The 20,763-nt window shown below is 69.6% G+C and carries 20 protein-coding genes; 4 read left to right on the top strand and 16 right to left on the bottom strand.

Features of this window, described 5'->3' with window-relative positions:
• Positions 1-39 precede the first annotated feature (39 nt).
• Positions 40-1,437: a diguanylate cyclase domain-containing protein gene (locus ALI22I_RS16370; RefSeq protein WP_238598398.1), complete on the top strand. Its 1,398-nt coding sequence runs from the start codon at positions 40-42 to the stop codon at positions 1,435-1,437.
• On the opposite strand, the gene ALI22I_RS16365 is transcribed toward ALI22I_RS16370, so the two are convergent.
• From ALI22I_RS16365 to ALI22I_RS16345, 5 genes are all read right to left on the bottom strand, one after another.
• Positions 1,391-2,143, bottom strand: a complete 753-nt coding sequence (locus tag ALI22I_RS16365; protein ID WP_077006364.1) for a class I SAM-dependent methyltransferase — start codon at positions 2,141-2,143, stop codon at positions 1,391-1,393. The genes ALI22I_RS16370 and ALI22I_RS16365 overlap by 47 nt on opposite strands.
• A gap of 77 nt (positions 2,144-2,220) precedes the next feature.
• Complete coding sequence (locus tag ALI22I_RS16360; RefSeq protein WP_077006363.1) at positions 2,221-2,817, bottom strand: GTP-binding protein; 597 nt, start codon at positions 2,815-2,817, stop codon at positions 2,221-2,223.
• A gap of 52 nt (positions 2,818-2,869) precedes the next feature.
• Positions 2,870-3,292, bottom strand: coding sequence for a roadblock/LC7 domain-containing protein (locus tag ALI22I_RS16355; RefSeq protein WP_073890506.1), 423 nt, complete (start codon positions 3,290-3,292; stop codon positions 2,870-2,872).
• A complete protein-coding gene (locus ALI22I_RS16350; protein WP_238598397.1) occupies positions 3,289-6,387 on the bottom strand; it encodes a sensor histidine kinase in 3,099 nt (1,032 codons plus the stop codon). Before ALI22I_RS16350 ends, ALI22I_RS16355 begins: the two co-directional genes overlap by 4 nt.
• 355 nt (positions 6,388-6,742) lie before the next feature.
• Positions 6,743-7,720 (bottom strand): ABC transporter substrate-binding protein, encoded by a 978-nt coding sequence (locus tag ALI22I_RS16345; RefSeq protein WP_238598396.1) that lies wholly within the window; start codon positions 7,718-7,720, stop codon positions 6,743-6,745.
• 188 nt (positions 7,721-7,908) lie between these two features.
• Between ALI22I_RS16345 and ALI22I_RS16340 the strand changes: the two genes are divergently transcribed.
• Complete coding sequence (locus tag ALI22I_RS16340) at positions 7,909-9,156, top strand: 4-hydroxybenzoate 3-monooxygenase (protein WP_338013496.1); 1,248 nt, start codon at positions 7,909-7,911, stop codon at positions 9,154-9,156.
• A gap of 646 nt (positions 9,157-9,802) precedes the next feature.
• On the opposite strand, the gene ALI22I_RS16335 is transcribed toward ALI22I_RS16340, so the two are convergent.
• The 11 genes from ALI22I_RS16335 to ald form a co-directional block, all read right to left on the bottom strand.
• Positions 9,803-10,699 (bottom strand): ABC transporter ATP-binding protein, encoded by an 897-nt coding sequence (locus ALI22I_RS16335; protein WP_077006360.1) that lies wholly within the window; start codon positions 10,697-10,699, stop codon positions 9,803-9,805.
• Positions 10,696-11,499: an ABC transporter permease gene (locus ALI22I_RS16330; RefSeq protein WP_077006359.1), complete on the bottom strand. Its 804-nt coding sequence runs from the start codon at positions 11,497-11,499 to the stop codon at positions 10,696-10,698. The genes ALI22I_RS16335 and ALI22I_RS16330 overlap by 4 nt, the downstream gene beginning before the upstream one ends.
• A complete protein-coding gene (locus ALI22I_RS16325; protein ID WP_083751763.1) occupies positions 11,496-12,263 on the bottom strand; it encodes an ABC transporter permease in 768 nt (255 codons plus the stop codon). Before ALI22I_RS16325 ends, ALI22I_RS16330 begins: the two co-directional genes overlap by 4 nt.
• A gap of 506 nt (positions 12,264-12,769) precedes the next feature.
• Positions 12,770-13,531, bottom strand: coding sequence for a pseudouridine synthase (locus ALI22I_RS16320; protein WP_077006358.1), 762 nt, complete (start codon positions 13,529-13,531; stop codon positions 12,770-12,772).
• Complete coding sequence (scpB, locus tag ALI22I_RS16315; protein WP_238598395.1) at positions 13,524-14,327, bottom strand: SMC-Scp complex subunit ScpB; 804 nt, start codon at positions 14,325-14,327, stop codon at positions 13,524-13,526. The genes ALI22I_RS16320 and scpB overlap by 8 nt, the downstream gene beginning before the upstream one ends.
• Positions 14,324-15,181 carry a segregation/condensation protein A gene (locus tag ALI22I_RS16310; protein ID WP_083751762.1) on the bottom strand — a complete coding sequence of 286 codons (858 nt, stop codon included), beginning with the start codon at positions 15,179-15,181 and terminating at the stop codon, positions 14,324-14,326. Before ALI22I_RS16310 ends, scpB begins: the two co-directional genes overlap by 4 nt.
• 41 nt (positions 15,182-15,222) lie before the next feature.
• The gene (locus tag ALI22I_RS16305; protein ID WP_077006357.1) at positions 15,223-15,579 is read right to left on the bottom strand and encodes a hypothetical protein; all 357 of its coding nucleotides are present in this window, start codon (positions 15,577-15,579) and stop codon (positions 15,223-15,225) included.
• Complete coding sequence (locus ALI22I_RS16300; protein ID WP_077006356.1) at positions 15,576-16,550, bottom strand: ParA family protein; 975 nt, start codon at positions 16,548-16,550, stop codon at positions 15,576-15,578. Before ALI22I_RS16300 ends, ALI22I_RS16305 begins: the two co-directional genes overlap by 4 nt.
• Positions 16,551-16,768: 218 nt before the next feature.
• Positions 16,769-17,110, bottom strand: a complete 342-nt coding sequence (locus ALI22I_RS16295; protein WP_077006355.1) for an ArsR/SmtB family transcription factor — start codon at positions 17,108-17,110, stop codon at positions 16,769-16,771.
• 84 nt (positions 17,111-17,194) lie between these two features.
• Positions 17,195-18,076, bottom strand: coding sequence for a site-specific tyrosine recombinase XerD (xerD, locus tag ALI22I_RS16290; RefSeq protein WP_077006354.1), 882 nt, complete (start codon positions 18,074-18,076; stop codon positions 17,195-17,197).
• A 206-nt stretch (positions 18,077-18,282) separates the two neighbouring features.
• The gene (ald, locus tag ALI22I_RS16285; protein WP_077006353.1) at positions 18,283-19,392 is read right to left on the bottom strand and encodes an alanine dehydrogenase; all 1,110 of its coding nucleotides are present in this window, start codon (positions 19,390-19,392) and stop codon (positions 18,283-18,285) included.
• 67 nt (positions 19,393-19,459) lie between these two features.
• Between ald and ALI22I_RS16280 the strand changes: the two genes are divergently transcribed.
• Both ALI22I_RS16280 and ALI22I_RS16275 read left to right on the top strand, forming a co-directional pair.
• Positions 19,460-20,089: a DUF1707 domain-containing protein gene (locus tag ALI22I_RS16280; protein WP_077006352.1), complete on the top strand. Its 630-nt coding sequence runs from the start codon at positions 19,460-19,462 to the stop codon at positions 20,087-20,089.
• 227 nt (positions 20,090-20,316) lie between these two features.
• Positions 20,317-20,763 (top strand): hypothetical protein, encoded by a 447-nt coding sequence (locus tag ALI22I_RS16275; RefSeq protein ID WP_077006351.1) that lies wholly within the window; start codon positions 20,317-20,319, stop codon positions 20,761-20,763.

The raw sequence follows: 20,763 nt of genomic DNA, 5'->3' as shown, positions 1-20,763 counted from the left end.
GTCTTCCTCGATTCCCGCGCGGGAATCGCGGTCTTCGACGTGAACGGCGCACTGGCGGGGGCCAACCCGGCCGTCACAGCGATGCTGCCCGCCGCCGATCTGACCACGTTGTTCTCCACCGAGCCCGGCCGCGTGCAACGGCAGTTCGCCAACGCCGACGGTGATCCGGTGTGGACCACCGTCACGCAGTCCGTCGTACGCGGCCTGGACGGGCAGCCCCAGTGGCACGTCGCCGTGGTCGAGGACACCACCGAGCAGCGCGTCCTGCGCGACTACCTGCGCCACCAGGCCCTGCACGACGTGCTGACCGGCCTGCCGAACCGGCAGAGCTTCCTGCCGAAGCTGGAGCAGGTGTTGAGCCGCCCGGGCTCGATCACGTTGTGCTACCTGGACGTGGACAGCGTCGCGATCGTCAACGACGGCCTGGGCTACGAGTCCGGCGACGAGCTGCTGAAGGTGGTGGCGCAGCGGCTGACCGCCGTGGTGGCCGACGAGAACGCCACGGTCGCGCGCATCGGCGGTGACGAATTCGTCGTCCTGATCGAGGATTCCCCCACCACACCGGGGATCTCCGCGCTGGCCAAGGCGATCGAGGCCGCGCTCACCGAGCCGGTGCTCCTGGCCGGGCACGGCGTGGGCGTGTCGGCGGGCATGGGTTTCGTCCGCACGTCGGCGCGCGGGTCGGACGCGATGGCGTTGCTGCGCCAGGCGCACAGCACGCTGCGCCGCGCGGAGAGCGGCGGCAAGGGCCAGTGGGGCATCTACGACGCCGGCCAGGACGCCCGCGACCGCAGCCGGTTGTCGCTGATCGCAACGATGCCGGGCGCGTTGCAGAACGGCGAGATCGCGCTGGACTACCTGCCCGTGGAACAGGACGGCGAGCAGGTCGCGTCGGCGGTCCGGCTGCGGTGGCACGAGGCGGAGACCGGCCCGGTGTCCCACGAAGACTGCCTGCGGTTCGCCGACGACCTCGGCCTGAGCGGTCAGCTGGCCGACTGGGTGCTGGAGGAGGCGTGCGCGTTCGCGGCCACCGAACAGCTGCCGGTGCTGGTGCGGCTGTCCGCGGACCAGTCACGCGACCCGGACCTGACCGCGCAGGTCGCGGAGGCGTTGCGCACCGCGGAGCTGCCGCCGCAGTGGCTGTGGCTCAGCCTGGCCGCGCGAACCCTGGCCGGGGACCTGGACGCGCTGGAGGACAACCTCGCCACGTTGGCCGACATGGGAGTCCGCCGCCTGCTGCACGGCATCACGTTCGCCCTACCGGAACTGTCCGTTGTGGAGCGTCACGTGCTGCACGGCGTAGAACCGGCGAAACCACCGACGGAACCATTGGCGCGCAAGGCGTTGGCCGCGATTCTACCGTTGCTGCAAGCAACCGGCGTGCTGGTGATCAGCGACGACGAGCTGCCGGGTGCGGACCTGGTCGTGCGATCGTGATGATCTCGCGACTGGTGTCGGTAAGCGCGCTGCGGTCCCACAAGCCATAGCGCTCGGCCACCTCGAACCCGGTCTCGCCCAACAACGCGTCGAGTTCGCGCACCTCCATGAACCGCAACGTCCCCCGATCGACACGGGGTTCCGGCCAGTCCGGGCTGCTGTACGTCTCGCTCATCCGCACCAGCCCGTTCTCCACGCTCTCCACGAAGTGCTCCACCCGCACCCGCTCACCCTCGGGACCGACGATGTCCGTCCCGTACTCGGGCATCCACCTCTCCCACGCCTTCACCGCCGGGTTCCGGGTCTCGAACGCGAATCGCCCACCCGCCTTGAGCGCCCGACGCACGGCGGCGAACTGCGCCCGCACCTCGTCATCGGTGAGGAAGACCTGGAACACGTGCCCCGTCATCACGACCAGGTCGAACTCGCCGTCGAACGCGACCGTGCCGAGATCACCGCGCACCCAGTCCACGCCGTCACCGCGACGTGCCTGGACCAGCATCCCCTCAGCCGGGTCCAACCCCACCAGCCGGCCGGAGTGCCCGGCAGCGCGTGCCTCTTTGAGCAACACGCCCGTGCCGCAGCCGACGTCGAGCACCGCATCGGCGGCCAGCACCAGCTCCAGGTAGAAGTCGGTATCCGCCCGCTGATGGTTGATCACGTCGTAGTAGGCGGCCAGATCTTCGTCTTCGTAGGCATCGGACATCCGCCCGAGTCTGGCCTACACGCCAAAGGGGCCGCGACCGAATTTCCGGCCGCGGCCCCTCGACCGCGCAAACCGCCTCAGGCGAACGTCGGCTGCATCATCGCGTGCTGCACCAACGTGATCAGCGTCTGCTTGGTGGACTGCCGGTTACGCGCGTCGCAGGGCACGATCGGCACCGACTCGTCGATCGTCAGCGCCTCCCGGATGTCCTCGATGCGGTGGTGCAGCAGTCCGTCGAAGCAGTTCACGCCCACCACGTACGGCAGCTCGCGGTCCTCGAAGAAGTCGATCGAGGCGAACGCGTCCGAGAGTCGCCGGGTGTCGACCAGCACGACCGCGCCGATCGCGCCCTTCACCAGGTCGTCCCACATGAACCAGAAGCGGTGCTGGCCGGGTGTGCCGAACAGGTACAGGATCAGGTCGCTGTCCAGTGAGACCCGGCCGAAGTCCATGGCCACCGTGGTGGTCATCTTGTTCGGTGTGGCCGACAGGTCGTCCACGCCGATGCTGGCCTCGGTCATCACCGCCTCGGTGGTCAGCGGCACGATCTCCGACACCGACCCGACGAACGTCGTCTTGCCGACACCGAACCCGCCCGCGACCACGATCTTGGTCGACGTGACGGACGTGCTCGCCGCGGATGACCCCGGCCGGCCGGGAGCGCCACCGCTCATGTTGCTCTGCTTTCCCTTAGTAGTAGGACCCTCGCCGGGTGGTGGTGGGACCTCAGCCGCGCATGGCGACGTGCAGCTGCGAACGGATCTCCGGGGTGAGCTGGACGCCGACCCGCTCGACCAGCCGCGTCATCGCGTACCCGATGAGCCCGATATCGCAGTTGGGCGCCGCCAGCACCGCCAGGCACGAGCCGTCGCTGATCGACATCAGGAACAGGTAGCCCCGTTCCATCTCCACCACGGTCTGCTTGACGTCGCCCGCCTCGAAGCAGCGCGCCGCGCCGAGGTTCAGGCTGACCAGACCGGACGCGACCGCCGCGAGCTGTTCGGCGCGGTCGATCGGCAACCGCTCCGAGGACGCGAGCAACAGGCCGTCCGCGGAGACCACGATCGCGTGCGCGACGCCCGCGACCCGGGCGACGAAGTCATCGACCAGCCAACTGAAGTTGTCGAGTTCCTCGGTTGCGGTGGTCACTTCTGCTCCTTGGTCTGATTGCCGCCCCTGGCGGCGGCGTTGTCTTCAGTACCGAACTGCGGGCCTTCCCACGGCATTCCGGCGTCGTCGCCGGACTTGCGGCCGAGCTCCACGCCACGCTGGTAGGTGGCGAAACGCTGGCGCAGCCGGTCGGCCGACCGGCGCGGAGGTGTGGCGGTGGCGATACCGGACGACGCCGTGCCGTTCGCGGAAGCCTGGCCCTGGCCCTGAGCAGCCGCCGGCGCCGAACCGCGCGACGACGCGGGCGCGGTGAGCGAGCCGGGCATCAGGCGCGCCTTGGGAACGCGCTTGGGCAGACCCGCGGTCGTGGTGTCGTCCACCGGCGCCTTGAGCGCGTTGCTGGCCGCCGACCAGCTGTCGTCCGCACCCCAGCCCGGCGACGTCGCACCGGAGGAGGGGATCGCGGACGGCGCGGGCTCACGCTTGGGCAGACCCGCCGGGGTGGAGCCGCGCGGCGCGGGCGGCGTCGGCTTGGCCGGTGCCGGTGCCGACGGCGGCGTGATCAGGTCGGAGCTGTTGGTGTAGACCGTCTGCTCCGACTCCGTGCGCTCGTGACCGTTGGTACCACCGACATGGTCCCTGCTACCGGCGTTGTCCGTGCCACCAAAGTTGTCCGTGCCCATCAGCTCGGCACGGTCGGCGAACATCGTCTTCTCCGAAGCGGTCTCCGGCGGCGCGACGAGCGCCTGCTGGTTGCCACCCAGGTCGCCGTGCACGGCGGCCTCGGCCTCACCGCCCTGGAACCAGCGGGACAGCACGTCCTCGTAGATCGGCAGCCGCTGGGTGGAGGCGGCGTCGTCGTCCTCCACCACCACAACCGGCTCCGGCTGCGCGGCGGACGGCGGGTACGAGTAGTCCGGCACCTCGTCACCGCTCGGCGGCACGGTCTCGGTGACCGTGGCGGTGAACAGGTCGGCCGCCGGGGTCTGCTCGATCTCGAAGTAGCCACCCGGCTCGGCCTCGTGCGTCTGCACCACCTGAGGGAACGGCGCGGGCGTCAGTTCCAGCGGCGCGTAGCCGCCGGGCGCGATCTCCGGCGTCCACTTGGGCACGCCGGCCAGCACGCCGACACCGCTCTCCTCCAGCTGCGGGTTGGCCTGGCGCTGCGGCAACGCGGCCTGCACCGGACGGGCCGCGAGCGGCTCGGGACCGCGGTGCAGCAGTCCGACGGGCAGCACGACCTGAGCCGTAACCCCACCCTCTATGTCATCGTTGTTGCTCAACGTGACCCGGATCTCGTGCCGCTTGGCCAGCTGGCCGACCACGTACAGACCCATCTCGCGGGCCACCGACACGTCGACCTCGGGCGGGTCGGCGAGCTTGGTGTTGGCGTCGATGACGTCCTGCTCCTGCATGCCGACACCGCGGTCGTGGATGCGGATGGACACCTCGCCGCGCCGGGTCTCGATGGCCCGCACGGTCACCTTGGTGGTGGGCTTGGAGAACGCGGTCGCGTTGTCCAGCAGCTCGGCGATGAGGTGCGCGAGGTCGTTGACCACGCGGCCCTGGACCTTGAGCTCCGGCGCGGGCGCGATCTGGATGCGGGCGTACTTCTCCACCTCGGAGACCGCGGCGCCCAGCACCTCGGAGATCGGCACCGGCCGGGTCACCCGGCGGTTGACCGTGGTGCCGGAGAGCACCAGCAGGTTCTCGCTGTTGCGGCGCATCTGGGTGGCCAGGTGGTCCAGCTCGAACAGGCTGGCCAGCTGGTCGGGGTCCTGCTCGTCCTGCTCCAGCCGGTCGATGACGGTGATCTGCCGCTCGACCAGCGCCTGCGAGCGCCGGGACAGGTTGATGAACATGTCGTTGACGTTCGCGCGCAGCGCCACCTGCTCGACCGCGAGGCGGACGGCTTCGCGCTGCACGGCGTCGAACGCCCGCGCCACCTGGCCGACCTCTTCGGTCGTGTGGATGGGCACCGGCACCAGCGCCTCTTCCGCGGCACGCGCCGGGTCGCGGTGGGTCCGGATTCGCTTGATCGCGTCCGGCAGCCGGTTGCGGGCCACGTCCAACGCGGTGCGGCGCAGCACGCGCAGCGGCGTCAGCATCGAGCGGGCGACGAAGGCCATGAGGGCGAACGCGATCACCAGCGCCGCGGCGACCAGTGCCGCGTCACGCCACGCGGACGCGCGGGCGTCCTCGGTGAGTTGGCCCGCCGCACGGTCGGCCTGTCCCTCGATGTTCTGCGACACCGCCCGCAGCAGCGCCGCGGTCTCCTCGCCCATGCGCAGGACGTCGGCGTCGGAAATGGACACCGAGCCGCTGTCGGCCTGCTGCACCAAAGCCAGCTGCACCAGGAAGTTGCGGCCGTCCACCGAGGCGCCGGACACGGTGTCCGACAACAGCTGGCGGTTCTCCTGGCCGGAGGTGGAGGCGAAGTCGGTGAGCGCGGCGTCCAATCGGGACTGGGCCGCGAGCAGCGCGTTGACCTGACCGGGCGCGAACTCGCCGCGCTTCGCCGTGGACAGCAGGATCGAGTTCTGCTGGTACAGCTGCTCCTTCGCGGCGTAGAGCGCGAGGTTGGCGCCGGACAGCGGGGTGATCGTCTCGTCGCTCAGGCTGCTCACGGTGGCGCGGTGCACCTGGGCGAGCGTGGCCAGGATCTGACCGTAGGCGCTGTGCACCGAGATGTCGGGGTACTTGGTGGTGGTCACCGTGTTGCGCAGCGCGCTGAGCCCGTCGATCGACTGCAACGCGCGCTGGAACGAGTCGCGCACGGTCTCGTCGATGCCGGTCGTGGACGCGGCGACGTCACGCACCCGGCGCACCTCGGCGTCGACCTTGCTGGCGCGCGTCTCGAACTCGGGCTTGTTCTCCTCCCGACCGCCCGCGACGTACCAGACCGCCGCGTCGCGCTCCAGCTGGAGCGCGTCGGCGACCGCCGCCACCTGGGCGGACAGCTGGAGCTCCCGCTGGACCTGGCCGAACAACTCCACGTCGTCCAGCTGGGTGTTCAGTCTCAGCCCGGCGAGCGTCAGCGTGCTCAGCGCGGGTACCAGGAGCACCACGGCCAGCTTGCTGCGCAGGCGCCAGTTCCGCAGACGCCACCGGGTGACTCCCCGGTCGGCGGGCACGGCCCCTGTGCTGGGTCCCGAATCGGGCGGACCGCTTCCTGCGGCACCCGCGTCGAGTTGAATCCGCTCCGGATCTCTCCCGGAGGCGTGGTCGTCGTGACCGCGCACCGTCAGCACACTCCCCAGCCCGGTGGAACGACACATCCCTACAAACCCGGTGGATCTTGGTGGAAAATCCCGCCGAGTCATACCGCCGTTCGGACGAGGTAGCCGGTAGTTTGCAAATCAACCATTGTCGCGCACATCACTACGGGACGCGCTAAACGATCGCTAACCGGCGTTCATGGTTTTTTCATGCCCTCGACCCGAACGGGAAACATCCGAGGGGGAGCCCGTAGCCGGGCTCCCCGTCGGATCAGCTACCTGACGCGTTGACCAACATCGGCTTGACGTCGAAGTCGTTCTCCAGCAACCCGTAGGTTCGCATCAGCGTCGCGACCCGCTGCAGGCGGGTGGCGTCCAGGGTCGTCGGGAACTCGCCGAAGTGCACCAGGCTGGCGGTTTCCTTGTCCACCTTGGCGTATTCCACCAGCAGGGGCTCGACGAAGGGGCGGTCGGCCGCGTCACGCTGACCCTTGGCCATCGCGCGCTGGAAGGCGGCGACGGTGTTCGGGTTCTCCTTCACGAACTTGCCGGTCGTGCCGTAGCCCGCGATCGGGATGGCGGCGGTCGGGCCGGACGCCGCGTCGAGCACGGTGATCTGGCCACTGACCCGCTGCGCCTTGCTGATGAACGGCTCCACCATGAAGGCGGCGTCCACCGTGCCGTTCTGGACCGCGGCTTCCATGTCCGGGAACGGGAACTCCTTGAACGTCACCTTGGCGGGGTCCACGTCGTTGGCTTGCAACGTGGCCTTCGCGGTCAGCTCGGCGATGTTCTTGAAGGTGTTGATGGCGATGGTCTTGCCCTCCAAGTCCTTCGGCGACTTGATCGAGGAGTCCGCCTTGGCGAGGATCAGGAACATCTCCGGCTTGGCCTGGTAGCCGTCGTTGATCAGCTTGAGCCCGTCGACGGCCTTGGCCGCCTGCTTGGACTCCGCGGTGATGAACGAGACCCAGTTGCCGAAGGTGATGTCGAGGCTGCCCTCGATCAGACCCGGGATGGCCGCGGCGCCACCCTGGATGATCTTGGGCTCGACCTCCAGACCCTCCTCCTGGAAGTAACCCTTCTTGATCGCGACGTGGACCGACGCGACGTCGAGGATGGGGAGCAGGCCCAGGGTGATCTTGGCCTTTTCGACCTTGCCCGGTGCGGCGGCCGTGGTGGTCTCGGCCGTGGAACCACCGAGAAGACCGCAGCCGGAGACCACGGCGAGCATCGCGACTGCGGACACTGCGCCGAAGATCCTTCGAGCCGAGAGGCCGACTCTTCGCGTCATGGGGGGCATCTCCTGGTTGGAGTGGCGACTTTGCGGGGGCAGGATGCACGAGCGACGGAGGGCTGCGGAACCACTCTGAGTGGTGCAAGTGGTTGGGCAAGACCCCGGTCGACCGACACTTGAAGGCTGATCCACTACCTTCGGTGAGCATCTTTGCACAGGCTGTCCAGAGGTTGGGGTATGCGGTGAGCGATGTTGACGCGGAATGGGCCGTACAGAGCAACCGACGTCCGGTGGGTATCGTCGGAGCGGGCCCGGCGGGATTGACCTTGGGGAACCTGCTCCACCAAGCCGGAATCCCCTGCGTTGTGCTGGAAAAAGGCACCCGGGAGTACATCGAGACGCGGCCCCGCGCGGGGGTGCTGGAGCACCGCGCGGTGCAAATGTTGACCGAGCACGGGCTTGCGAACCGGTTACTCCAAGAGGCGGATAGGCACGGCGCCTGCGAATTCCGGGTGAACGGTCAGGCGTACGAGGTCGACTACGCCACGTTGTACGACGGCCAGACGCACTACATATACCCGCAGCAGGAGGTCGTCCAAGACCTCGTGCGGCACTACGCGGACGAGCGCGGCGGCGCCGTGCGGTGGTCCGTCACGGACGTCGAACTGCACGACATCGAGTCCGCAGAACCGGCTCTGACCTGGACGAACGCCGACGGCACCCGGGAGCGGCTGGACTGCTCGTTCATCGCCGGCGCGGACGGGTTCCACGGCGTGACGCGGCGCAGCATCCCGGCCGGGGCGATCCAGGAGTTCAGCCACCAGCACGGCATCGAGTGGCTGAGCATCCTGGCCGAGGCCCCGCCATCCACCCACAAGGTGATTTACGCACTTCACCCGGACGGATTCGCGGGTCATATGCTCCGCAGTTCTACGGTTTCGCGCTACTACCTCCAGGTGCCGGTGGACGACACCGTGGACAACTGGCCGGACGAGCGGGTGTGGACCGAACTGCACAAGCGGCTGGCGCTGCGGGACTCGGACTGGAAGCTCACCGAGGGCCGCATCGTGGAGAAGCGCATCCTGGACATGCGCAGCCACGTGGTCGAACCGATGAACCACGGCAGCCTGTACCTGCTCGGCGACGCCGCCCACATCATCACCCCGGTGGGGGCGAAGGGAATGAACCTCGCGTTGCACGACGCCGAGGTCCTGGCCGCCGCCCTGACGAGCTACCACCGAACGGGTGACGAGACGGGTCTGCGGAGCTACTCCGAGGTGTGCCTCCGGCGCGTGTGGCGTGCGCAGGAGTTCTCGCAGTGGATGGTGTTCATGATCCACCGGTCGCCGGAGCCGTTCCTGAGCCGGTTGGGTCAAGCCAGACTCGAACACCTCATCGGCTCCGGGGGGTCCGCCGGCTATTTCGCGCAAAATTACGTCGGCCCCTGAAGGAACATCTCGTGAACAGCGGCGCCGTTATCCGGGTGAACGCACTGCAAAGCCGAGGATGTCGCCGCCTTGTTCTCCACCGAAGCACATCGGGGTGCTTCGGTGGAGAACAAGGCGAGGGCTCGGCACAACCGCCGACCACATTCGAGATCCCGCTAAACGCGGTATCTTTCGGGCCGACCGGATGCATTCGCCGCCGATTCCACTCCCCGGACGGTCGCACTTGCCCCGCGACACCTCCTCCGCCGTATTCTCAACCCAAGGGAATCGGCAATGGAATACCGCGCCACGGCCACGATGAATAGCCGTCGATGTCCACGGAACGTGATCAAGCCACCACCGCGTGATGATCAATTCATCGCACATTCGTCACCGTCCGCAGTTGTCCGCCGAAGGCCCCGCCGAGCGAAAGATGTCGAATCGTTGCGAACGATCCGCGTCGAATCCCAGCCTTCGGACCGCCTCGCCGACCACCCCGCGACCGTGCTCCAACCGCCCCCCCCCCCAGAACCACCCTCGAACCACCCTCGAACCGTCCCTGAGCGATCCCCGGACACGACAAACGGGCGACCCCCGGCGTCGCCCCTGAGAGGGCCGACAAGCCGCGGATCGCCCGCTGGACTCTCCTAACCTACGTGAAGGCCTTTCACGTCGTAGCGCGCTCCTCAGCCTCGTCCCGCGAGACGTCGGCGCGCTCCGACTCCGCTCGTTCGGCCTCGGCCCACTTCGCCGCCTGCTGCTCGTTCGCCTTGCGCCGCGCCTTGACCTCCTCGGAGGTCTTGCCGACGTTGAGCAGCCGCGCCACCTCGCCCCGCAGCGCGACGAACGCCTCGGACTCGCGGGTGGTGATCTGGTCGCGCTGCGCGGGCAGGTCGACCTTCAGGTCGGCCACCACGGACGCGGGCGACGTGGAGAGCACCAGGATCCGGTCGCCCAGGTAGACGCTCTCGTCGATGTCGTGCGTCACCACGAGGACCGTGGTGTCCTGCTCGGTCCGCACCTTCAGCAGCAGGTCTTCCAACTCGAACCGGGTCTGCGCGTCCACCGAGGCGAACGGCTCGTCCATCAGCAGCAACGCGGGCCGGTAGGCCAGCGCCCGGGCGATCGCGACCCGCTGCTGCATTCCACCCGACAGCTGCCACGGGTACTTGCGGCCGGCGTCGGCCAGGCCGACCCACTCCAGCGCCTCGGCCGCGCGGGCACGGCGTTCGGCGCGGCCCAGGTTGCGGCGCAGCGGGAACTCCACGTTCTTCTGCACCGTCAGCCAGGGGAACAGCGAGCGGCTGTAGTCCTGGAACACCACGGCCAGGTCGTCCGGCACGCCGTTGACCTCGTTGCCGTGCAGGCTGATCTGGCCGCGGGTGGGGCGGATCAGGCCGGAGATCGTGCGCAGCAGCGTGGACTTGCCGCAGCCGGACGGGCCGACCACGCAGACCAGCTCGCCGGTTCCGACGGTGAACGACAGGTCGGCGATCGCGGTGTACGCGCCGTCCTTCGCCTGGTACGTGTGGCCGAGTTCGGCCACTTCGAGCATCGCGGTCATACTTTTTCCTCCACCGTCGCGGGGGTGCGCTCCTGCTTCGGTTGCCACGCAAGGGCTTTGCGTTCGAACGCGAGGAGCACGGTGTTGAGGGCGTAGCCGAGGACTCCCAACAGGACGATCCCGGCCCACATGTCGGGGAAGTCGAACTCCCGCTGTGCGACGAGGAGTTGCGACCCGATCCCGTTGTCGGTCCCGACCAGTTCGGACACGACCATGAGCACCAGCGACAGCGACAGGGACACCCGCAGCCCGGCGAAGATCTTCGGTGCCGCCGAGGGGAGGACGACACCGAGGATCCACTGCGCCTTGGGGATGCGGAACACCGCCGAGGTCTCGAACTTCGTGGCGTCGACGGAACGGGCGCCGTCGACGCTGTTGAGCAGGATGGGCCACAGCACGCCGAAGACGATCGTGGCGAGCTGCATCTGGGTGCCGGCGCTGAACACGAGCAGGAACACCGGCACCAGGGCCGGCGGCGGGATCGAGCGCATGAACGTCAGCAGTGGCCCGGCGTACTGCATGGCCGCCGTGGAACGGCCCAGTGCCACCCCGAGCGAGATGCCGATCACGGCGGCGATCACCCACCCGGCGAGCAGCCGACCGACGCTGGGGAACAGGTGCTCGAACACCGCGTCGGTCAGGAACAGGTCCCCGGGGGGACCGGAGAACCACAACCCCTGCGCCGCCATGACGATCTCGGACGGGCGGGGGAAGAACGGGTCGTCGGCGAGCCAGGTGAGCAGCTCCCAGACCACGACGAGGCCCGCGAACACACCCCACCGCTGGACGAAACGAGTCACGACCTGCCTCCCGTGACCGAGCTCCAGCCGACCCAGCGGCGCTGCGCGCGTTCCAGCCCCTCGTTGACGAGGTAGCCGATCACGCCCGCGACCACGGTCCCGGCGAGGACCAGGTCCATCCGACCCGCGCCGCTGCGCGCTTCCATGATGAACTGCCCGATGCCGCCGGAGCCGCCCGCGAGCAGTTCGACGCTGACCAGCACCACCAGGCTGGTCGTGGCGGCCAGCCGGATGCCGGTCAGCACGAACGGCAACGCGCTGGGCAGCGCCACGGACACCAGCACGCGCACCCGGCCGGAGCCGAACGCGCGCGCCGTCTCGACCAGCAGCGGGTCGAGTTCGTCGAGCGCGTAGATGGTGTTGAACAGGATGGGCCAGATGGCCGCGTACACCGCGAGGGTGATCTTGGTTTCCGGCCCGATACCGAGCAGCACGATCGCCAACGGGATCAGTGCCACCGACGGGATGGGGCGCAGGAACTCGACCACGGCGCGGGTGGCGTGGCGGACCGAGGTCACGCTGCCGAGCACCAGGCCGAGCGGCACGGCGATGCCGACCGACAACCCCACGGCGATGAGCAACGCGAGGACCGTCGCGATGACGTCCCTCAGGAAGGCCTCATCGCCCAACAACTTCACCAGTTCCACCGCTACTACGGACGGCGGTGGCAGGTACTCCGCGGGAACCAGCCGGGACCGGCCGAACAGCTCCCAGATGACGAGGAACCCGGCCACGCCGAGCAATCCTCGCGTGAGCGCACGCACGCGCAACGCCTACTTCCCAGTTGATCAACGCCAGCCAACCCGGCTCAATCTAGAGAGTGAAGCGGTTCGCCACAATGAGTGGCCGTGAAACTTCAGCATGTGATCTTGCACTGTCCGTCGGCTCACACCGGAGTAGCCAAACCCCTTCCGCTGAGTGGGATCAGGGGTTGGCGCAGGGCGGATCGTAGGGCAGGTCGGGGAAGTAGCCCGCCCACTGCTCGGCGGTGATGCGAGGGTGCGCGACGGCGCAGATGCGGTCCACCACCCGGTCCACCCGTCGGTCTTGGCGACCACCAGGTAGTCGCCCATCTCGTCGAACGCCATCGCGCTGATCGGCTGGTCCCGGGAGACCTGGTCGGCGAACACCGACACCTGCGACAGGGTCCGCACGTCCCACAGGTGCGTCCAGCCGTCGTCCCCGCCGGTGGCGAAGTGCCCGCCCTGGGAGAGGCGCTTGGTGGTGGAGGGGGCTCCACCAAGCGCCTGCCCCCGGACTCGGTGAAGGGCTACAGGCCGACGGCCTTGTAGAGGGAGCCGACTTCCTGGCGGTTGAGGACCCGCATCGAGCCGGGGCGCTGGTTGCCCAGCCGGACCTCGCCGACGGCGGTGCGGACCAGGTGCTCCACGGGGTGGCCGACGTGGTCCAGCAGGCGGCGCACGATGTGCTTGCGGCCCTCGTGCAGGACCACCTCGACCAGCGCCTTGCCCGGCATGGAGGACACCAGCTTGAACGAGTCGACCTGGATCGGGCCGTCCTCCAGCTCGACACCCGCGCGCAGGCGCTTGCCGAGGTCCTTCGGGATCGGGCCGGGCACCTCGGCCAGGTAGGTCTTGGAGATCTCGTAGGACGGGTGCATCAGCCGGTGGGACAGGTCGCCGTCGTTGGTCAGCAGCAACAGGCCCTCGGTGTCGGCGTCCAGCCTGCCGACGTGGAACAGCCGTTCCTTGCGGTTGTGCAGGTAGTCGCCGACGCACGGCCGGTGCGCGTCGTCGTGCATGGTGGACAGCACACCGCGCGGCTTGTTGAACGCGATGGTGACCACGTCCTCCTTGAGCACCACGCGCACACCGTCCACGTGCACGACCGCGGTGTCCGGGTCGACGCGGCGGCCCTGCTCGGTGACCACCTCGCCGTCGACCTGGACGCGGCCGAGTTCGATCAGCTCCTCGGCGACGCGCCGCGAGGCGATGCCCGCCTTGGCGAGCACCTTCTGGAGCCGGATCCCCTCGGCGTTTTCTGAGGGATTCGGCACGGCTCGGTCAGACATCGTCGATCGCATCCACTTCGGGCAGCAGGGGAGCGATCGGCGGCAGGTCGCCCAACGACGACAGCCCCAACCGCTCCAGGAACAGTTCGGTCGTGCGGTAAAGGATGCCACCCGTGTCGGAGTCCGTGCCCGTCTCGGCGATCAGGCCGCGCGCGACGAGCGTGCGGATGACCCCGTCGACGTTCACCCCGCGCACCGCCGCGATCCGGGCCCTGGTCACGGGCTGCCGGTAGGCGATGACCGCGAGGGTTTCCAACGCGGCCCGGGTGAGCTTGGCGCGCTGCCCGTCGAGCAGCAGCTTTTCCACGAATGGCGCGAAGCGGTCCCGCGTGTAGAACCGCCAGCCGTCCCCGATTCTACGCAGGTCGATGCCACTGCCCTGCTCGGAGTACCGGGCGGCCAGCCGGTGCAGCGCTGCCGTGACCCGCTTCACGGACTGTTCGAGCACTCCGGCGAGCTGCTCCTCGGCGATCGGGGTGTCCACGACGAGCAGGATGGACTCCAACGCACCCTCGAACTCGGCCTCGTCAGCCAAGTCCGGCAGCCCACCCTCCTCATCCGCGACCGCCCCGGGCACCTCGTCCGGCAATTCCGCCCCGGGCAGCCCCGGTTCCGGCTGTCCCGGTTCCGGCAGTCCCGGTTCCGCGCCGGGCTCGAAGCCGGCCGCGAAGGACTCCATGCCGTTGTCGGGTCCGACCACCGGCACGGCCCGTTCGGCCTGGTCACCCAGCCTGTCCGGCTCGACCCGCGCCGCCTGGTCGCCGGGCTCGGGCCCGGTTGCTCGGTGGTCGGTCACCCGTACTCCTCGTCCTCGTCGCGGGCCTCGGCCTGCGCCTCCTCGATCGTCCCGCCGATCCACGTGATGCGCAGCTCGCCCAGCGGGTCGGGCTGGTCGAAGGCCAGCGACCGCTCGCGGTACAGCTCCAGCAGCGCCAGGAACCGGGCGACGACCTCCATCGTGTCCGTGCACTCGGCGGTCAGCTCGGCGAACGTCGCCGTGCCCGCCGCCACCAGCAGCGCGCGCAGCACGTCGGCGTGCTCCCGCACCGACACCCGGTGCTGGTGGATGTGCGATGTCGACACCGTCGGCGGTGGCTTGGGCCGGAACACGACCGCCGCGATCTCGGCGAACCGCCGGGCGTCCACACCCAGCATCACCTCGGGCAACAGCCCCTCGTACCGCTGCTCCAACGCCACCGACCGCGGGTAGCGCCGGAACGCGCCCCGCTCCAGCTCCGCGAACAGCGCCGCGACCTGCTTGTACGCCCGGTACTGCAACAGCCGCGCGAACAGCAGGTCCCGCGCCTCCAGCAACGCCAGGTCGTCCTCGTCGTCCACGTCACCCGAGGGCAGCAGGCGGGCCGCCTTGAGGTCGAGCAGGGTCGCCGCGATGACCAGGAACTCGGTCGTCTCGTCCAGGTCCCACTGGTCGCCCAACGCCCGGATGTAGGCGATGAAATCGTCGGTGACCGTGTGCAACGCCACCTCGGTCACGTCCAGCGTGTGCTGCGAGATCAGCTGCAGCAGCAGGTCGAACGGGCCCTCGAAGTTGGTCAGCTTGACCTTGAACCGGCCGTCGCCCGGCGGCGCGGACTCGTCCGGCACGGGCTCGACCAGGACAGACTCCGCCGCTACCGCCTCAACCGGCACTGCGGGTTCGGTTTCGGGTCGGATCTCTGGTGCGTCACTGCTCACTGCTCGCGCAACCTACGCACCAGCAGCGAGTCCTCGCCGTGCCCTTCGAGGTCGTCCAGCACGATCGCGATGGCCTCGCGCACCACGCGTCCCCGGTCCACCGCCAGGCCGTGGTCGCCGCGCAACGCCAGCCGCGCGTGCTCCAAGGCCAGCAGTTCCTCGTCGGACACGTACACGGTGATCTTCGTCGAGTGCTTCTGCCGCCCGGTCCCGCGCCGCTGCGCGGACGGCTCCTGCGCCGGGACGTCGGGCGCGTCCGGGATCTCCGGCACGCCGGGCAGGCCGGTGGAAGCGGAACTGGTCGTGAGGCGGAACAGCTCCGACGCGCCCGGCAGTGATGGGCGTCGGGTCACCGGGCGATCACCTCACGCGCCAGCGCGCGGTACGCCTTGGCCCCGGCCGAGCGCGGCGCCCAGCTGGTGATCGGCTCACCGGCGACGGTCGTCTCCGGGAACCGGACCGTGCGGTTGATCACCGTGTCGAACACGACGTCGCCGAACGCCTCGACCACGCGCGCCATCACCTCGCGGGAGTGCAGCGTGCGCGGGTCGTACATGGTGGCGAGGATTCCGGTGATCTCCAGCTTCGGGTTCAACCGCTCCCTGACCTTCTCGATGGTGTCTATCAACAAGGCGACCCCGCGCAGGCTGAAGAACTCGCACTCCAGCGGGATGAGGACGCCGTCAGCCGCCGCGAGGGCGTTGACCGTCAGCAGGCCGAGCGACGGCTGGCAGTCCACCAGCACGTAGTCGTAGTGCTCGATGACCGGCCGCAGCGTGCGGACCAGCGTGTGCTCCCGGCCCACCTCGGACACCAGCTGGATCTCCGCGGCGGACAGGTCGATGTTGCTCGGCAGCAGGTCCATGCCCTCTACCGGGGTGCGCATGATCACGTCGCCGACGCCGACATCGCGTTCCATGATCACGTTGTAGATCGTCTGGTCGAGCTGGTGCGGGTGCACGCCCAAGCCGACCGACAGCGCGCCCTGCGGGTCGAAGTCGACCAGCAGCACCTTCCGGCCGTACTCGCTGAGAGCGGCGCCGAGGTTGATGGTGGACGTGGTCTTGCCGACCCCGCCCTTCTGGTTGCACACCGCGAGGATCTTCGCCGGACCGTGCCCGGCGATCAGCGGTGGATCGGCGACGAAGCGCAATGGGCGGCCGGTCGGCCCCATCTCGCCCGCAACCTGCTCGGTGTGGTCCTCGTCCGCGGGTGCGGCGTGCGGGGCGAGGCTCAGCTCGACCGAGGCGCGCGGCACACCGGACGGTGACGGGGGCGGTGGGGGCGCGCCCCACGTCTGGCCCGCGTGCTCCGGTGTCGACATCGCCTTCCCGATTCCTAGTCCTCTGCCTGGGCGCAGCCTAGGCACACAGAGGTCCACCAGCAACGCGCCTCGCCGTAGCGCCCGAAGCCGTTATCACCACGTCCTGACGCGTCCTGGCGCGTCTCAGTGGGTGTCAGTAGGTGTTCAGTGGGTCTCGGCGGTCTCGGCGGTCTCGGCGGTCTCGGCGGTCTCGGCGGTCTCGGCGGTCTCGGCGGGCCTCAGTGGGTCGCGCCCGCCCGGTCGGTCGCCGTGCCGGTCCGGTCGGCCGCGCGGAGCACCACGTCGAGCAGTCCGGGGAACAGCTCGTCGAGGTCGTCACGCCGCAGCGACACCCACCGCTGGTTGCCGCACGCCCTGGTCCGGGTGATACCCGCCTCCCGCAGCACGCGCAGGTGCTGCGACAGGGTGGACTTGGCCACGTCCACCATCAATGCGCCGCACAGGCGCTCGCCGTCGACTTCGATCTGCCGCACCACCGCCAGCCGGGTGGGGTCGCTCAACGCGTGCAGCACCGCGCTCAGCTCGATGGCGTCGCGCTCGGGCTCGTCCAAGTTCGGCACCTGGTCGGCACCTCCAGCTCGTCGGACTTTCGAATCGTGGGTGGGTACCCGGTCAGGTGTGCGCCCACGGTACCCGCGGCGCGCTCATGTTCCACCCGAAGCGCGAGGATGAGCGGTCGCGTAGACCTCGCGCAAGGTGTTGACCGTGACCAACGTGTAGACCTGGGTCGTCGTCACGGAGGCGTGCCCCAGCAGCTCCTGCACGACGCGCACATCCGCGCCGCCCTCCAGCAGGTGGGTGGCGAACGAGTGCCGCAGCGTGTGCGGAGAGACTTCGGCTTCGATACCCGCCCGGTCCGCGGCCGTCTTGAGCACGTGCCACGCGGTCTGCCGGGACAGCCTGCCGCCGCGCGCGTTGAGGAACAGCGCCGGCGTGCCGCGTTTGACGAAGGCGGGCCGGGCCCGCACCAGGTAGGCGTCCAGTGCTTCGAGCGCCGGTCGGCCGACGGGCACGATGCGCTGCTTGCCGCCCTTGCCGTCGAGCAGGACGGTCCGTTCGGCGGAGTCCACGTCGTCCACGTCGAGCCCGACGATCTCGGAGATCCGCGCGCCACTGGAGTACAGCAGTTCCAGCAGGGCGCGGTCGCGCAGGTGCGCGGGGGTCTCGCCGGGACCGTCGAGCAGCTTCAGCACGTCGTCCACCGGCAGCGCTTTGGGCAGGCGACGCGGCGGCGTCGGCGGGTGGACGGCCCGGGCCGGATCGTGCCCGGTGAGGCCTTCGAGATGGGCGAACCGGTGCAGACCACGCACCGCGACCAGGGTGCGCGCGGCGGAGGAGGCGGCCAGTCCCGCTTCGCGCAGCGAGGCCAGAAAATCACCGACCAGAGCCTCGGTGACGTCGGCCAGATCGTCGACACCCTTGCCCACCAGGTGCTCGGCGTACCGACGCAAGTCCCGACCGTACGAGTCCAACGTGTTACGCGCCGTACCACGCTCCACCGCCAGGTGGTCCATGTACGCACCCATCGCACGCCCCGCAGGAGTCCCCCCCAGGGGGACCCCTGCTTTTACCTTACCGACGGGGTCCGACAATTCCGGCCCGCCGCCACCGCTCACCACCGAACCATCCACAGCCAAACGACCCCCCACCGCGCCATCCCCCACCGCGCCGCTCGCAGCCGGGCCATCCCCCACCGGGCCGCCCGCAGCCGGGCCGCCCGCAGCCGCGCCGCTCACAGCTGGGCCAGTGGGACGTGGCGCATGTGGTGGGCCTTGGCCACCTCGGCCTGCACGATGGCGCCGCGCACCGCGTTCACACCTCTCGCCAGCGCCGGGTCGTCACTGATCGCACGCCTGAAACCCTTGTCCGCCAACGCAGTCACGTAGGGCAGTGTGACGTTCGTGAGCGCCCACGTCGAGGTGTGCGGCACCGCGCCCGGCATGTTGGCCACGCAGTAGAAGACGGAGTCGTGCACCCGGTACGTCGGATCGTCGTGCGTGGTGGGCCGCGAGTCGGCGAAGCACCCGCCCTGGTCGATGGCGACGTCCACCAGCACCGACCCGGACCGCATGGTCGCCACCAGGTGGTTGTCCACCAACGTCGGCGCCTTCGCGCCCGGCACCAGCACCGCGCCGATCACCAGGTCCGCCCAGCGGCAGGCCTTCTCCACCTCGTAGGAGTTGCTGGCCACCGTCTGGAGGTGACCGCGGTAGCCGAAGTCGATCTGCCGCAACCGGTTGACGTTGGTGTCCAGCACCATCACCTCGGCCTGCATGCCCAACGCCACCGCGGCGGCGTTCATCCCGGCCACGCCCGCGCCGATCACCACGACCTTCCCCGCCGGCACCCCCGGCACGCCGCCGAGCAGCACACCGCGCCCGCCCTGGTTGCGTTCCAGGCAGTGCGCGCCCACCTGGGCGGCCATCCGTCCCGCGACCTCGCTCATCGGCGCGAGCAACGGCAGCGAACCGTCGGCCAATTGCACGGTCTCGTAGGCGATGGCGTCGATCCCGGAGGCGACGATCGCGCGCGTGCACTGGGCGTTGGCGGCCAGGTGCAGGTAGGTGAACAGGGTCTGGCCCGGTCGCATCCGGTGGAACTCCTCGGTGACCGGCTCCTTCACCTTGAGCACCAGTTCGGCGTCGCCCCACACGTCGTCGGCGTGCGGGGCGATGCGCGCACCGGCCGCGACGAACTCGTCGTCCGGGATCGAGGACCCGTCACCCGCACCGGCCTCGATCAGAACCCCGTGTCCCCGCCGCACCAGCTCCACCACACCCGCCGGGGTGATGGCGACCCGGTACTCGTGGTTCTTCACCTCTCGTGGAATTCCGACCAGCACTTGTGCAGCGTAGGTCGACCTGCGAGTTCCGGCTCGATCAGCGCGCGCGGCTGTTAGCGTTTCAGCTGTGTCAGAACCACACCAGGTGCGCATCAGCGACCAGCAGCGCGAAGAGGCGATCAACGCCCTGAACGACCACTTCGCGGCCGGTCGGCTGGAGATCGGCGAGTACGAGCAGCGCGTCGGCTACGCGTCCGCGGCCCAGTCCGCGCAGGAGCTGGCCGCCCTCTTCCACGACCTGCCGCAGCCGCACCCGGTGTTCCTGCCGCCCTCGTACCCGCCGACCGCCGCGTACCCGCCGCCGCCGATGCCCGGCTACCCCGCGACCCCCGGCCACGGCACCGCCGGCTACCCGCCTCCCGGCTACGCGCCCCCTCCCGGCTACGCGCCGCCCCCCGGTTACGCGGACCCGACCCGGGCCCAGGCGTACGGCTACCCGCCCGGCTTCAACCCGAACGCCCCGTACGGCGTGGACCCGCTCACCGGCCAGCCGCTGTCGGACAAGTCGCGCATCGCGGCGGGCGTGCTGCAACTGGCGCTGCCGTTCGGCATCGGCCGGTTCTACATCGGCGACACCGCGATCGGCATCGCGCAGCTGCTCACGTGCGGCGGCTGCGGCATCTGGTCGCTGGTCGACGGGATCATCCTGCTGGTCAACGGCGGCACCGACGGCCAAGGCCGCAAGCTGCGCGACTAGCCCGGCGGCGGCGCACCGCGTTGTGCGGAAGCTGTTCATCTGTAACCAGAAGCTCGTCCAGGGACCTGGCGCACCGCGACCGGCGAACACGAGCATCCGCGGTCGGCGCGCACGAACGACTGAAGCGCAGAGCCGGGAGCTGACCGAGGCCTCGGTCGCCAGCCTGCGCCGTGACCTGGGGCTGTCGGACGCCGAAGCGCGCCGGCGATTCGACGCCCAGCCGGGGGTTGACCGCACTCGCCGAGGACCTGGCAGGCAAGCTCGGCGACCGGCAGGCGGGTTCCAGCGTGGACCCGGCCGACGGCGCGCTCGTGGTCAACGTTGTCAACGACCAGGATGCGCAGACCGTGCAGAGCGCCGGCGCACGTGCACGGAAGGTGCGGCACACCACCGGCGATCTCCAGCGGATCTCCACCGAGTTGGGGCAGGGCGGCCTGCCGCGCGGCAGCTCCTGGGGCGTCGACCCCCAGGCCGACGCCGTGGTGGTGGAGCTGCCGGTCGGCACGGCGTTCACCCCGGGCCGCGACTACGGCGACGCCGTAGTCGTCCGGCAGGCCGCCGGCCCGGCGCGGGCGCTCGCGACCGACCTCTACGGCGGCCTCACCATCAACCGCGGCCGGTCCGGCGAACCGCTGTGGAAGGCGCTCAACGGCATCCACCTCGTGACGGGCTGA

It is taken from the genome of Saccharothrix sp. ALI-22-I (assembly GCF_001984175.1).
Taxonomy (GTDB): domain Bacteria; phylum Actinomycetota; class Actinomycetes; order Mycobacteriales; family Pseudonocardiaceae; genus Actinosynnema.
This window is presented reverse-complemented; position numbering and strand designations above follow the sequence as displayed.

What these genes read in the sequence shown, in the direction of transcription:
- ALI22I_RS16365 (WP_077006364.1), bottom strand. Translation starts at nt 2,143, where the DNA reads ATGTCCGATGCCTACGAAGACGAAGATCTGGCCGCCTACTACGACGTG.
- ALI22I_RS16360 (WP_077006363.1), bottom strand. Translation starts at nt 2,817, where the DNA reads ATGAGCGGTGGCGCTCCCGGCCGGCCGGGGTCATCCGCGGCGAGCACG.
- ALI22I_RS16335 (WP_077006360.1), bottom strand. Translation starts at nt 10,699, where the DNA reads ATGACCGCGATGCTCGAAGTGGCCGAACTCGGCCACACGTACCAGGCG.
- ALI22I_RS16320 (WP_077006358.1), bottom strand. Translation starts at nt 13,531, where the DNA reads ATGTCTGACCGAGCCGTGCCGAATCCCTCAGAAAACGCCGAGGGGATC.
- ALI22I_RS16300 (WP_077006356.1), bottom strand. Translation starts at nt 16,550, where the DNA reads ATGTCGACACCGGAGCACGCGGGCCAGACGTGGGGCGCGCCCCCACCG.
- xerD (WP_077006354.1), bottom strand. Translation starts at nt 18,076, where the DNA reads ATGGGTGCGTACATGGACCACCTGGCGGTGGAGCGTGGTACGGCGCGT.